This is a genomic window from Sphaerisporangium krabiense, assembly GCF_014200435.1.
Classification (GTDB): domain Bacteria; phylum Actinomycetota; class Actinomycetes; order Streptosporangiales; family Streptosporangiaceae; genus Sphaerisporangium; species Sphaerisporangium krabiense.
Window position 1 is genome coordinate 193,777 of record NZ_JACHBR010000001.1, and the last position, 14,034, is coordinate 207,810.

Here is a 14,034-nt window from a genome sequence, read left to right on the forward strand (position 1 = left end):
ATTCTCCGGAGGACTCGGCAATGGGCGGATTCAGGAAGTTCCTGATGCGCGGCAATCTCGTGGAACTGGCCGTCGCGGTCGTGGTCGGCGCCACGTTCAGCGGGCTGGTGCAGGCGCTGGTCGCCGACCTGATCACACCGTTGATCGCGGCCGTCACCGGCGGCCGCAAGCCCGACTTCTCGCAGTACAGCTTCACGATCAACGGCGCGGTGTTCAAGTACGGCGACTTCGTCAACCACCTGCTGACGTTCCTCATCATCGCCGCCGTCATCTACTGGCTGGTCGTGCTGCCCATGACGCGGGTGATCGCCTTCTTCGACCGGGACAAGAAGAGCACCGAGAAGCAGTGCCCCGAGTGCCTCAGCGACATCCCGGTGGAGGCCCGCCGCTGCGCCTTCTGCACCGTTGTGCTGAGCGCCGCCGTCCCGGCGAACGACCGCCCGCCGGCCTGACGTCCGGGCGCCGGGCCCGGCCCGCGCACGGTCGCGAAGGTGCCGCCGAGGGGACCGGACATCGTTATCCGGATTTTCCTCGCGGCACCTTTCGCATGTCAGATCCCCGATGTATTTTCCGGCAAGAACCACCTAAAACAGGCCCCGCACCCCACAGGCCGCCATAGCCCCTAAATAGCCGCAAACAGCTATGCATTCCGCTCTGACCGCGAGATTGACCAGGAGATAACCCCACCTTTTCCCGAGGCCCAGGAGGTTCCCATGCGCACCCCCCACCCCTGGCCGCGCGCCCTCGGCTGCGTCGCCGTCACCCTCGCCGCCCTGCTGGTGGCCGCGCCCCCGGCGAGCGCCGCCGAGGACTACCAGGCCGAGGACGGCGCCGTCTCCCAGGGCGGCGTCTTCGCCGACCACGCCGGCTACACCGGCAGGGGCTACGTCGACTACCTCGACGTGGCCGGCGGCTTCGTCCAGCTCTACGTCACCGCCGCCACCGCCGGGACCGTCAGCCTGACCTACCGCTACGCCAACGGCACCACCGGTGACCGCTCGCTGGACATCACCGTCAACGGCGCCCCGGTGGCCTCCGGCCTGTCGTTCCCGCCGACCGGCGGCTGGGACACCTGGAAGACCACGACGGTCAACGCCACGCTGAAGGCCGGCACCAACAAGGTGCGCGCCACCGCCGCCACCGCGGGGGGCGGCCCCAACCTGGACCGGCTCACCGTCGCCGAGCCCATCGACACCCAGCCGCCCACCACACCCGGCGCGCCGACCTGCTCCGGCGTCACCGCCAACTCCCTCACCCTGACGTGGGGCGCCGCCACCGACGACACCGGAGTCGTCGCCTACGACATCCTCCACGACACCGGCAAGCTCGCGGAGGCTCCGGGGAACACCACCTCCAAGCAGCTCACCGGGCTCTCACCCGCCACCGAGTACCGCCTGTCGGTGCGCGCCCGGGACGCGGCCGGCAACGTGTCGACCCGCAGCCCGCAGGTCGTCTGCACGACCGAGCCCGGCTCCGACAGCGAGCCTCCCACCGCGCCCTCCGGCCTCGCGGTCTCCCAGGTCGGCACGACCAGCGCGCGGCTGAGCTGGAACGCCTCCACCGACAACGTGGGCGTGACCGCGTACGAGGTCAGGAGCGGCTCCAACGTCTACGCCACCGTGACCGGCGCGCCGCCCCCGACCGGTACCACCGTCACCGGCCTGGCCTGCGACAGCTCCTACTCGCTGACCGTGGTCGCCAGGGACGCGGCGCAGAACACCTCGCCGCCGAGCACCGGCGTGTCGTTCCGGACGTCGCCCTGCTCCACCGACGGCGGCATCCCCTCCGGCATCACCACGATCTCCACCGGCTGGTCGATCCCGTGGGGCACCGCCTTCCTGCCGGACGGGCAGTCGGCCCTGGTGACCGAGCGCGACACCTTCCGCGTCTACAAGGTGGCGCTCGACGGGACGCGCACGCAGGTCGGCACCGTGCCGAACGCGGTGAGCACCGGCGGCGAGGGCGGCCTCATGGGCGTGGCCGTGGACCCCGCGTGGGCGGCCAACCACTACGTGTACTTCATGCACACCGCCTCGGAGGGCAACCGGATCGCCCGGATGACCTACGACGGCACCGGCCTGTCCGCCTACACCGTCCTGGTGCAGGGCATCACCAAGAACACCTACCACGACGGCGGGCGCCTCGCCTTCGGGCCGGACGGCTACCTGTACGCGACCACCGGCGACGCGCTGAACGGCAACAACGCCCAGGACAGGAACTCGCTGAACGGCAAGATCCTCAGGATGACCACGAGCGGCGCCCCGGCCCCGGGCAACCCGTGGGGCACGCTGGTCTACTCCATGGGGCACCGCAACCCGCAGGGCCTGGCCTTCGACCGCAACGGCCGGCTGTGGGAGGCGGAGTTCGGCAACAACCTCCAGGACGAGCTGAACCTCATCACGCCCGGCGCCAACTACGGCTGGCCGACCTGTGAGGGCGCCTGCGACGTCGCGGGCATGACCAACCCGAAGGCGACGTGGCCGACGTCGCAGGCGTCACCGAGCGGCATCGCGATCGTCCGCAACGTGATCTACATGGCCGCGCAGCGGGGCGAGCGGCTGTGGCGGATCCCGATCAACGGCGATGCCGATACGGTCGGCACCCCGGCCGCCTACTACGTCGGCACCTACGGCCGCCTGCGGACCGTCACCAAGGTGCCCGGCGCCGACCAGCTCTGGCTGTCCACCACCAACGCCGACAACGCCGGACGCCAGCCGGCGGGCTCGGACCAGATCTTCCGGGTCACGATCAGCTAGCCCCGGCCCGGCCCCGGGCGCGGCGCCGGCCGTGCCCGGGGCCGGAATAGCCGTCACATGGGCAGGGTTGTCCGGAAAATGACCGATGACATCCGTGGTGTGGCCCGTGGCGAGTCGACCGTCCCGCTCTCGATCCTGGACCTGGCGACCGTCGGCGCGGGTGACACGCCGTCCGACGCGCTGCGGACGACGACGGAGCTGGCGCGGCGCGCGGAGGATTGGGGGTACCACCGGTTCTGGGTGGCCGAGCACCACGGCATGCCGAGCGTGGCCAGTTCCTCCCCCGCCGTGATCCTCGCCCACCTCGGCGCCAACACGCGGAGCATCCGTCTCGGCTCGGGCGGGGTGATGCTCCCGAACCACGCGCCGCTCATCGTGGCCGAGCAGTTCGGCACCCTGCACGCGCTGCACCCCGGGCGCATCGACCTCGGGCTCGGCCGCGCCCCCGGCACCGACCAGGCGACCGCCCGCGCGCTGCGCCGCAGGGCCACCCCGGACGCCGACGACTTCCCCGAGCAGCTCGCCGAGCTCGTCGCCTTCCTCGACGACACCTACGAGACCGGCCACCCGACCCTGCTCATCCGCGCCGTGCCCGGCGAGGCGAGCGCGCCCGGGTCCGGGCGTCCGCCGATCTGGCTGCTCGGATCCAGCGGGTTCAGCGCGCAGCTCGCCGCGCTGCTCGGCCTGCCGTTCGCCTTCGCCCACCACTTCAGCTCGGCCAACACGATCCCCGCCCTGGAGCTGTACCGCTCGCGGTTCGAGCCGTCCGCGGTGCTGGACAAGCCGTACGCGATGATCGGCGTGGGCGCGGTGGCGGCGGACACCGGCGCGGAGGCGCTGCGGCGGGCGCGCACCGGGGCGCTCGGCATGCTGCGCCTGCGGCGGGGCACGCCCGCGCCGCTGCCCACGCCCGAGGAGGCCGAGGCGTACCCCTACAGCCCCGCCGAGGAGCAGTTCGTCCGCGAGTGGCTCGGCAACGTCGTGCACGGCGACCCGGCGACGGTGCGGGCGGGCCTGGACGCGCTGCGCGAGCGCACCGGGGCGGACGAGCTGATGATCACCACGGGCGTGCACGGGGGCGAGGCCAGGATCCGCTCCTACCGGCTGATCGCCGAGGCGTACGGGATGACCAAGGAGCTCTGACAGAGACCTTTCTTCGCATGGATTATGTCCGTAATATCGGACCCAATCCGCGAGATCATTCACGCGAAGCATCCGCCGACCCGGAAGTAACGCCGAACAATGTGCTGGGAGCGCTCCCAACGTCGTCCCGCCCCGCCCGCCCCCCGCGGGGCCGGTGGCCGGTGAACTCCCATGACTCGGGGGCCGTGCGTGAGGGCGACGTGCTCACGCGCCGGTACCGGCTCGTCGAGCGGATAGCCTCCGGCGGGACGTCCGCGATCTGGCGGGCCTTCGACCAGTCACTGCACCGCACCGTCGCGATCAAGGTCCTGGACGGCGACCACGGCGCGATCCGCAGGGAGGCGCGGGCGACCGCCCGGCTGCTCCACCACGACGCGATCGAGGTGTACGACTACGGCGAGACGACCACCGCGGCGGGACGTCCCGCCGCCTACGTCGTGATGCGGCTGCTGGACGGACGGGCCCTGTCCGAGCGGATCGCCGAGGGACCGCTGCCGTGGCGCGAGGCCGCGGCCGTCGGCGTCAGGGTCGCGCGGGTGCTGGAGGCCGCCCACCGGCGCGGCATCGTCCACCGCGACGTCACCGCCGAGAACGTCCTGCTCACGCCGGAGGGCGCCAAGCTGCTCGACTTCGGGCTCGCGGCGTTCGTCGGCGAGCTCGCCGGCTCCGGGGTCCCCGGCACGCCGCCGTACGCCGCGCCCGAACGGCTCACCGCGGGCGGCGTCCACCCCGCCGTGGACGTGTACGCCCTCGGCGTGCTGCTCTGCGAGATGCTCACCGGGGCGCCCGAGGTGCCGCCCGAGCTGGCCGCCCTGTGCGCGGCGTGCGTGGCGGGGAACCCCGCCGAGCGACCGGCCGCCGGGCACGCGGCCGAGGTGCTCACGCGGGCGCTCGACGCGCCGCCGATCGCGGCCGGTGACACGGCCATCTGGATCCGGCGCGTCCGGACGGCCGCCGCCGGGTCGGCGCTGCTGTCGGCCTCGGCCGCCGCGCTCCTCTGGCTGGTCAACGCGCTCGGCTCGTTCGCCTGAGAACCATTTCCCGGAATCACCGGACCGGTACGCCTTTTCGGCGCCCGATGTCCGCATAATGTCGCCGGAACAAGATATCCCCGCAGGGCGACAATCCGATCGTACGGACATTTGCCATTTGTCCGCACATGGCGCTTGATTCAAAGTTTCCGCATGTCGGATAACGATCAGAACGGCGGCGATCAGTACCGTTGGATGTCGGGACGCATTATCGGCAATGCGTTTTCACATGGCAATACCAACAGCAAAGGATCGCTTCATGAATCATGCCAGTCGGCCTCGCGTCCGGGCGCGACATATCGTTCGTTCCTTGCTGACGGCGGCTCTCACGGCGACCGTCGCGGCGTGGGTCGTCGCCGTGGCGCCCGGTTCCGCCGGCGCGGCGGCACAGCCGGTCCCGGTGCCGCTCGGCGCCGCCGCGGGCTTCGCCGTTCTGGCGGGGACGTCCGTGACCAACACCGGAACCTCGACCATCACCGGGGACGTCGGCGTCGCCCCCGGGAGCACGGTCACGGGCTTCACGCCCCCGAGCATCGTGAACGGGATCATCCACATCAACGACACGGCCGCGACCCAGGCGCAGACGGCCCTGGCCACGGCGTTCGCCGACGTCACCTCCCGCCCTTCGACCGGGACGATCGCCCCGGCGCTCGGCGGCCAGACGCTGCCCCCGGGCGTCTACACGTCCACGGGCGGCCCGTTCACGCTGAGCGGCGACCTCACCCTGGACGCGAAGGGGGACCCGAACGCGGTCTTCGTCATCCGGGGATCCAGCCTGACCGTGGCGGCGCAGGGCACGGTCACCCTGGCCGGCGGGGCGCGGGCCTGCAACGTTTTCCTGGCCCTCACCAGGACCGCGACCCTGTACGCGGGATCCAGACTGCGCGGCAACGTGCTGGTCGTGCCCGGGACCGCGGGCGGCATCGTGGTGGGCGCCGACGTCACCGTGGAAGGCAGGCTGCTGGCCGGCCCGCTCGCCGCCGTGACCCTCGCCGGGGACACCGTCACGGCTCCGCGCGGATGCGCGACCGGCAGGAACACGACCGTCACCGTGACGTTCTCCTGCAGCGGGACCGGGCCCGGCCGGCCGCTGAGCCTGAACGCGATCGTGCGCTCGGCCAACGGCCCCGTCACCTCCGGCCAGGTCCGGTTCACCAGTGACGGCGCCACGCTCGGCACGGCCCCGCTCGACTCCTCCGGCCGGGCGACGCTCGCCAACCCGAACCTGACCGAGGGCATCCACAGGATCGTGGCCACGTTCGAGGGCACGCCCGAGTTCGACCCGGCCACCTCGCAACCCCTGGAGCTGCCGGTCGGCCCCGACGGCAAGTGCCCGGAGGAGTGCGAACACGAGCACGGGAGGCACGACCACGGGGTGAAGGGCGAGGCCGAGGACGCCGACAAGCAGAACCCGCGGACGGTCCGCAAGGATCGCCACGACCGGCGCCATCACCACCAGAAGGACCACGGCAAGCTGGTGACGTTGCAGACGCTGCACACGCTCGCCGGGGTGTTCGGCGAGGACGGCCACCACGGCCACCACAGCCACCACGATTCGGGGTCCCACCACGGCCAGGGGCCGAAGGGCCACCAGAACTACCAGAAGCCGTACCAGAAGCCGCGCTACCACAAGTACTACAAGGCGCCACGCCCGCGCGTCGCCGTCACCGGCTGACCTGAGGCGTCGACGGGGCCCGTCCGATCGCGTCGGACGGGCCCCTCGCGTGACGGATGAACGCGTCCGGGCGCTCCCCGGCCGCCGGGCGGCTGTTCCACGCCCGCGGGCCCTGCTTCGCGCCTATTCCGCGACCGCCTCGGGCCCGCTCCGCGCCTGCGGCGCCTGCTCCGCGTCTCCCTCGGATCCGCTCGGCGCCTGCTCCGCGGCCGCGTCCCCCTGCGGCGGCGCGTCGCCCCTCGCGCGCCGGTCGAACTCCTCCTCCAGCTCCCGGGTGCGCACGGCGTGGTCGTCCAGGTCGTTGTCGGAACCGCGCAGCAGCGTCTCCATCCAGGACTCCTCAAGCTCACGGAGCTCGTCGCGCAGATCTCGCACGCTCAGGTTTCTCGGATCGACTCTGTTCATGACTCCACCATGTACCCGGTCAGTCGAATCCGTCACCCCATATCAAAGCGGGATATCTCACACTCCCTTTATGTCGATCTTTATGGCGATCCGGCGTCTTCGCGCAGGTCAGCAGCGGCGTCCCGCGCCGTGTCCGGCCCCGTACGGTGCCGCGCGGCCCGTCCCGGCGCGCCGCCCCGGGCGAGGGTCAGCCCCGCCGCCAGCGCGGCGAACGGCACCGCCGCGAGCACGTACCGGTGGTCGAAGTCGGCCGTCATCGCGGGCGCCAGCAGCAGCCCGGCGCCCATCGCCCACGCCGTCAGCACGCCGAGGCGTGCCCCGCGCCGCCGCAGGACCACGCCGGCCAGTCCGGCGCCCAGCAGCGCCGCGAGCAGCGGGCCCGGCACCCGCGCCCACCGCTGGTAGGCGACCATCGCCCCGGCGTACGGCCGGACGACCCGCGTCCCCGCCCGCCCTTCCTCGTAGTCGCGGGCGATCGTGTCCGCCCGCAGGTCGCCCTTGACGCGGTAGGTCGGGAGCGTGGTGCGGGTGGCGGCGAACTCGTACGCCCGCGACTGCGCGGCCGAGGGGTGGGGCAGCCGGGTCCAGGCGAACGCCTTGACGGTGTCGCCGAGCACCGTCGCGAGGTAGTCCAAGGGCTGGGCGGCGATGGCCCGCAGCGCGAAGGCGCGCGTGAGCGCGTTGGCCTGGTCGGTGAACATGGGCCGGTCGCGCACCGGCGAGCCGGGCGACCAGATGTAGCGGGAGGCGGCGATCCTGCGGTCCACCGGCTCCGCGGGGCACAGCCAGGACTCCGCGGGCGGAGGCCGGACCTTGGCGCAGTCGGCGAAGCTCATCGTCCTGGCCCAGAGGAACGTGCCGTCGGCGCTGCTCAGCGCGAAGCTCCCCTGCTCGGCCCTGTACCACGTCGCGTACGCGCCGAGCGGCAGCGCCATGGCGGCCGCGGCCGCCGCCACGCCGCGCCACCCCACCCGGCGCAGCAGCAGGCACACCACGGCGACCGCCAGCAGCGGCACCCCGACCGTCCGCAGCACCGCCGCGCAGCCGAGCAGCAGCCCGGCGGCGAGGCCCCACGGGACCGTGAGCACCGGGCGCCACAGCAGGATCGCGGCCGCGGCCACCAGCAGCGCGGTGAACAGCGTGTCCGCCATGATCATGTGTTCGAGCTGGATCTGGTAGGCGTCGAAGAGCACGGGCGCGGCCAGCAGGGTGGCGCCCCAGCCGGGCAGGCCGTAACGCCGCAGGACCGCGTAGACCAGGACGGCCGACAGCAGGCCGAGCAGGTGCTGCACGGCGACGACGAGCGCGGTGCTGTGCAACGGCTCCAGCAGCCACAGGAACAGCGAGTACCCCGAGCTGCGGGAACGGCTCGGCCAGAGCTGGAGCGCCCCGGCGACGTAGCTGTAGGAGTCGCCGTCGAACCAGATCGCCGGCCGGTACCCGAGCATCGCGACCAGCCGGAGCAGGGCCGCGGCGAGCACCGCGCCGCCGAACACCAGGTGCCCTCGCACGGCGGAGAGCAAGGGCGGCGCGGAAGACGGGCGCGGGGCGCGGAGGTTGATCACCGGCCTTCTCCAGGATCGGCGGCACCAGCGTCTCCGAGGCTACCGACGCATGACCGATGCGTACCGCTTTCTCATGATTCCCCCAGCAAGTCCGTTCCGGCACGGTAGGTGATCGCCACAGCTCAGCGGACCGCAATTTCCGTACAATGCGTGACATTTCGCTAGATCCACGCACCTGCCGGTAACGCGATGAGAATCGTAAGAGCGGACACCGAACCGACAGGAACGGGGGTTTCCACGTGCGGCGTGCGGTCCGGCTGACGCTCGCGGGCGGCGTCCTCGTCCTCGCGGCGGGATCGGCGCCCCTCGTCGTCGCCAAGGAGCCGAACCGGCTGGTGGCGATCGCCGGCGCCATCGAGGACGGGCAGCGGCAGAGCCGGTGGGCGGGCGGGGCGATCCCCTACGTCTGGGGCGGCGGGCACGACAAGCTGCCAGGACCCTCGCGCGGCACCTGCCTCGGCTACCACGGCTCCATCAAGCCCTGCCCCGCCGCCACCACCACGGGCCTGGACTGCTCGGGGCTGGCCCGCTGGGTGTACCACCTGGCGTTCAAGGAGGACGTGCTCGGCCCAGGGAACACCGACGACCACCTGCGCCGCCTGCGCAAGGTGCCGGCCAGGGCGGCCAGGCCCGGCGACCTGGTGTTCTACGGCAAGGTGCGCAAACGGTCGGTCAGGACCCACCACGTGGGCATCTACATCGGCGACGGCAAGATGATCAACGCGCTGCGGACCGGCACCACCATCAGGACCGACCCCGTGGACATCCTCCCCGATCTTGCGGGCTACTACCGCTACGAGCGGTGAGGCGGCTCACGCCGGCGCCGGCGCCGGCGCGGCGGCACGGGCCCGCCTGACCACGTCCTGCGCGGCCGGGCCCAGGTAGGTGGCGGCGGCGGCGCAGCCGAGCGCGATGGACCAGCCGACCGGTCCGAGCGGGCGGCTGCCGAAGAACGTGCTCACCCCCGGCACCGACACGACCACGACCAGCATGACCAGGGACGCCAGCGTCGCGGCCACCACGACCCGGTCGCGCCCGCCCTGGGCCACGGTCTGGAAGAGCTGGGCCGCCACCAGCGCGACCAGCCCGATCGTGTTGGCCCGCGCCTGCGTGCCGGTCAGCCGTCCCGCGGCCCACGCCGCGATCGCGGCGCTCGCGGTCACGGCCGAGCGCAGGTAGATGTCGCGGGTCAGCGACTCACCGAGCGACGCCTCCGGTCCCTCGGCGAGCAGCTTGTCGGGGTCGGTCGAGGCGGGCGGGCGCACGGCCACCGCCAGGGCCGGCGCCATGTCGGTGAGCAGGTTCACCAGCAGGAGCTGGCGGGCGTTCAGCGCGCTGCCGCCGGCCAGCAGGCCGGTGCCCACCGTGAAGACGATCTCGCCGACGTTGCCGCCGAGCAGGATGCTGAGCGCGTCGCGCACCGAGCTCCACATGGCCCGGCCCTCGACGATCGCGTCCACGATGGTCTCGATGCGGTCGTCGGTCACGACCAGGTCGGCGGCGGCGCGGGCGGCCGGCGTGGCGCGGGAGCCGAGCGCGATGCCGACGTCGGCCATGCGGATCGCGGGGGCGTCGTTGGCGCCGTCGCCGGTGACCGCCACGACCTCCCCGGCCTTGCGCAGGCAGGTGACGATCCGCGCCTTGTGCGCGGGGGTGGCGCGGGCGAAGACGGCCACCTCGGGCAGCACCTTGGTCAGCGACTCGTCGTCCATCTCCTCCAGCTCGGGGCCGGTCATCACGCGCCTGCCGTCCAGCGCGTCCAGCTCCACCGCGATGGCCTCGGCGGTGCTCGGATGGTCGCCGGTCACCATGACGACGCGCACGCCGGCGCGGGCGAGACGGCGCACGCTCTCGGCGGCGGTCGGGCGCACCGGGTCGGCCAGGCCGAGGAACCCGAGGAAGCACAGCTCGTCCACGCGCGACTCGTCCAGGTCGCCGCGGTCGGAGGCGCGGCGCTCGGCCACCGCGAGCACCCGGTAGCCCTGGCGTGCCAGCCGGTCCACCTCGTCCTCCAGCGCCCGCCGCGCGGCCTCGTCCAGCGGCGCGGGCGTGCCGTCCCGCAGCACCCGGTCGCAGCGGGTGAGCAGGATCTCCGGAGCGCCCTTCACGGTGAGGAGCTGCCCCTCGCCCGTGGCGCCGAGCACGGCGTGATAGCCGCGGCCGGGCTCGAAGGGCATCACGTCGACCCGCTCCCAGCGGTCCAGCCCGTCCCCCGGCGTCACGCCGATCCTCTCGGCGCCGTCGAGGACCGCGCGGTCGGTGGGGTGGGCGATCACGCGGCCTCCGCCGGTGCGCGGGCTGGCCCGCACGGCCGCGGCCAGCACGCGCCGCAGCCGGTCGCCGGCCTTCTCGACCGCGGCGCCGTGCCGGCCGTCGGAGATGTACCTGAGCCGGATGCGGCCCTCGGTCAGCGTGCCGGTCTTGTCGAAGCACAGCACGTTGACCCGGCCGAGGGCCTCGATCGTGGAGGGATTGCGCACCAGCGCGGCCCGCTTGGACAGCCGCCGCGCCGCCGCCAGCTCGGCGAGGGTCGCGACGAACGGCAACCCCTCGGGCACCGCGGCCACGGTCAGGCTGACCGCCGGGGTGAGCGCCGCGGCCAGGGGGCGCCCGCGCAGCAGGTCGGTGAGCAGCAGGACGACGCCCGCGGCGATCGAGACGGGCAGGGTGCGGCGGCTCAGCTCGCGCAGCCGCAGCTCGACGCCCGTGGGCGGGCTGGGCTCGGCGGCCAGCCGCGCGCTGCGCCCGGCCTCGGTCAGCTCGCCGGTCGCGACGATGACCGCACGCGCGCTGCCCGCCGCGACCGTGGTGCCCTGGTAGACCATCGAGGCGCGGTCGGCGACCGCCGCGGCGACCGTCGGCGCGGCGGTCTTGGTGACGAGCTGTGACTCCCCGGTGAGCGTCGACTCGTCCACCTCCAGGCCGTCCGCCTTGATCACCCGCGCGTCGGCGGGCACGGCGTCCCCGGCGCGCAGCTCCACCACGTCGCCGGGGGCGAGGTCGTCCTTGGTGGCGGACACCACGCCATCGGGGCGGCGCAGGCGGACGCGGACCTCGGTGGCCTCGGTGAGACGGTGCAGCGCCCGGTCGGCGCGGAAGCGCTGCACGCCGCCGAGCAGCGCGTTCGTCAGCATCACCGCGCTGATCATCACCGCGTCGAGCACCGAGCCGACCAGGGCCGAGATCACCGCCCCGGCCGCGAGCGCGGGGGTGAGCGGGTTGGCCAGCTCCTCCGCGGTCGTGCGCGCGAGCGAGCGGGGCCGCGCCTCCGGGGCCCCGGCCGCGGTCCTGCGCCGTTCGGCGTCGTCGCCGGAGATGCCGTCGGCGGAGGACCCGAGCAGCGCCAGCACCTCCTTGACGGACATGGCGTGCCACGGGGTGACGTCGGCGGGCGGCGGCACGGGCACGCGGGCGGCGACGCGGCCCGCCCATTCCCCGAGGGCGACGGCGGTCAGCGAGGCGACCGCGTCCAGCACGTACGCCCGGCGCAGCGCCGTGGCCTCCGGCCCGGCGATGGCCAGCAGGCCTCCGACGACCGCCGCGACGGCGCCGAGCCGCACGCCGTTGGTGCTCGCCCGCACCGCGCGGGGCAGGCAGCTCAGGATCAGGTGGACGCCGGACGGCCCGGTGACGACGTCGGCGTCCCACGGCAGGGCTCCGGCCGCGCCGGGCACGCCGACGCCGATGTCGGCCATGGCCAGCGCCGGTCCGGCGTCCCGCGACACCACCACCACGCCGTGGCCGCGCGCCTGCAGGCGCGCCACGTGCGCGGCCAGGTCCTCGGCCGGGATGACCTCGCCGACGGCGAAGCGCCGGGCGACGGCCGCCTCCCCCGCCAGCAGGACCGTCCCCGCGGCCTTCGCGGCGGCGACGACGGCCTCGGCCAGCGGCTCGGCCTCGCGGGCGAGCCCGGCGACCGCGACCGGCGTGCCGTCCCTGCGCACCTCGAAGGCGCGCAGCCCGCGTTCCCGCCACACGGCGGCGTCGCCGGAGGGCAGGCGGTCCAGGTCGGCGAGCGGGGTGACCGACCACCCCTGTCCGTCCCCCGCCGCGCCGGGATCGGAGAGGTCGATCAGCGAGTGGAGCCGGGCGTACAGCTCGCCGGTCTTCGGTCCCTCGGCGAGGGGCTCCACGCGGTCGATCGTCCATCCGCCGGTGGTGAGCACGGCCGCGTCCAGGATCACGGTGTCGGCCCGGTCCATGAGGCGCAGCGCCGTGGCGTCCAGGACGAGCGCGTCGCGGGCGGCCAGCGCGCGGCCGGCCACCCCGGCGAACGCGTCGCGGGTCAGGCCGGCGATCTTCGGCGTGGCGGCGACGAGGAGGGACAGGGCCCGGCGCCCGTGCGGGGTGAGCAGCCGGGTCCCGCCGTAGACGGCGAGGATGGCCGGGCCCGCCACCTGCCCGTACTTCTCCGCCGGGCCGTGCCGCAGGCTTCCGGGGCGCGGCCCGGTCCCGGCCTCGACGTGGTGGTAGGCGCCCGGCGTGGCGGCCAGCCGCTCCTGCGCCCGCGACCAGGAGGCCCGGACGGCCCTGGCCTCCACGTACCGGCACAGCGACGAGGCCGCCTGCGCCACCAGCCCGAGCGGGCGCGCGGTGAGCGCCTGGGTGGTCAGCGTGAACGCCATGAACAGGGCCTCGGCGGGGGCGCGGCCGAGGCGGTCCTCGACGGCCTCGCGCGTGAAAGGGGTGGAGGCGGCCAGGTTCCCCAGGGCCGGCACGAGCGGGTCCACGGGGTGGATCCTCGCGACCTGCCCGGCGACGGCGAGCCCGGCGGCGGCCACGCTCGCCGCGAGGCGGACCGCCGCGCGCGCGTGCCGCTCGACGGGCCCGGCGGGAGGCCGCGGCGCGTCCTCCGGGCGGGGGTCCATCTCCTCGACGACCGCCGTCAGCGTCTCGAGGTCCGCGCCCCCGTCCGCCACGGTGACGAGGACCCGGCCGAGACGGCCGTTGACCTCGGCCCGCTCGACGCCGGGCACCGCGCGCAACCGCCGCTCCAGGGCTTGCGCCGCCTTCTCGGTGCCCGGCCCGCCGATGCCGTACAGGTCGACGTGGACACCGCCGGGGCACGGGACGGCTACGCGGGGGTGCGGCGGGAGGAGAGCGCCCAGGGGGCCGGGCAGCGCGGCCCGCAGCAGGGAGGCGGAGGAGGCCAGCACGTGCCTCAGCGCCATACGGCTCTCCAGCGGGCGCACCCCATCACCCCTCCACGCGGCAGGGGGGCACCTGGAAGCGGAGCCGCGTACGACCAGGTCGGGCGCGGCCTGCGGCGGCCGGACGGCCGTCCCCGACACTGTTCCTCCCCGTGCGACCGCATAAACCCGGACGGTCGTACAACGCCTGAAACGCCCGGTCGGCCGGGCGCGGCGCAGGTGCGCGGCCGGGCAGGCGTAAGGGGCCGGTCCACGGGCACGGGGACGGGGCGGCAGGCCACGGCCGCTCGCCGACGCCCGGACAGGACG

9 protein-coding genes are annotated in these 14,034 nt (G+C 74.1%); 6 read left to right on the plus strand and 3 right to left on the minus strand.

Annotated features, from left to right (window positions below):
- Positions 1 to 20: 20 nt before the first annotated feature.
- From mscL to BJ981_RS00905, 5 genes are all read left to right on the plus strand, one after another.
- Complete coding sequence (gene mscL / locus BJ981_RS00885; RefSeq protein WP_184607843.1) at positions 21 to 452, plus strand: large conductance mechanosensitive channel protein MscL; 432 nt, start codon at positions 21 to 23, stop codon at positions 450 to 452.
- A gap of 261 nt (positions 453 to 713) precedes the next feature.
- Entirely contained in the window at positions 714 to 2,756 is a 2,043-nt protein-coding gene (locus BJ981_RS00890) for a PQQ-dependent sugar dehydrogenase (protein WP_184607844.1), read from the plus strand.
- 78 nt (positions 2,757 to 2,834) lie between these two features.
- Positions 2,835 to 3,899 (plus strand): LLM class flavin-dependent oxidoreductase, encoded by a 1,065-nt coding sequence (locus BJ981_RS00895; RefSeq protein WP_184607845.1) that lies wholly within the window; start codon positions 2,835 to 2,837, stop codon positions 3,897 to 3,899.
- Positions 3,900 to 4,060: 161 nt separating this feature from the next.
- Positions 4,061 to 4,930, plus strand: a complete 870-nt coding sequence (locus tag BJ981_RS00900) for a serine/threonine-protein kinase (protein ID WP_184607846.1) — start codon at positions 4,061 to 4,063, stop codon at positions 4,928 to 4,930.
- A gap of 310 nt (positions 4,931 to 5,240) precedes the next feature.
- The gene (locus BJ981_RS00905) at positions 5,241 to 6,605 is read left to right on the plus strand and encodes an ice-binding family protein (RefSeq protein ID WP_184607847.1); all 1,365 of its coding nucleotides are present in this window, start codon (positions 5,241 to 5,243) and stop codon (positions 6,603 to 6,605) included.
- A gap of 123 nt (positions 6,606 to 6,728) precedes the next feature.
- Here the strand turns inward: BJ981_RS00905 and BJ981_RS00910 are convergent, their stop codons facing one another.
- On the minus strand, positions 6,729 to 7,010 hold the full coding sequence (locus BJ981_RS00910) for a DUF6158 family protein (RefSeq protein ID WP_184607848.1): 282 nt from the start codon (positions 7,008 to 7,010) through the stop codon (positions 6,729 to 6,731).
- An 80-nt stretch (positions 7,011 to 7,090) separates the two neighbouring features.
- Positions 7,091 to 8,575, minus strand: coding sequence for a hypothetical protein (locus BJ981_RS00915; protein WP_184607849.1), 1,485 nt, complete (start codon positions 8,573 to 8,575; stop codon positions 7,091 to 7,093).
- A 239-nt stretch (positions 8,576 to 8,814) separates the two neighbouring features.
- On the opposite strand from BJ981_RS00915, the gene BJ981_RS00920 reads away from it, so the two are divergent.
- Positions 8,815 to 9,381, plus strand: a complete 567-nt coding sequence (locus tag BJ981_RS00920; RefSeq protein WP_184607850.1) for a C40 family peptidase — start codon at positions 8,815 to 8,817, stop codon at positions 9,379 to 9,381.
- A 6-nt stretch (positions 9,382 to 9,387) separates the two neighbouring features.
- Here BJ981_RS00920 and BJ981_RS00925 read toward each other — a convergent pair whose 3' ends face one another.
- Positions 9,388 to 13,746, minus strand: a complete 4,359-nt coding sequence (locus tag BJ981_RS00925) for an HAD-IC family P-type ATPase (protein WP_184607851.1) — start codon at positions 13,744 to 13,746, stop codon at positions 9,388 to 9,390.
- Between the last annotated feature and the right edge of the window lie 288 nt (positions 13,747 to 14,034).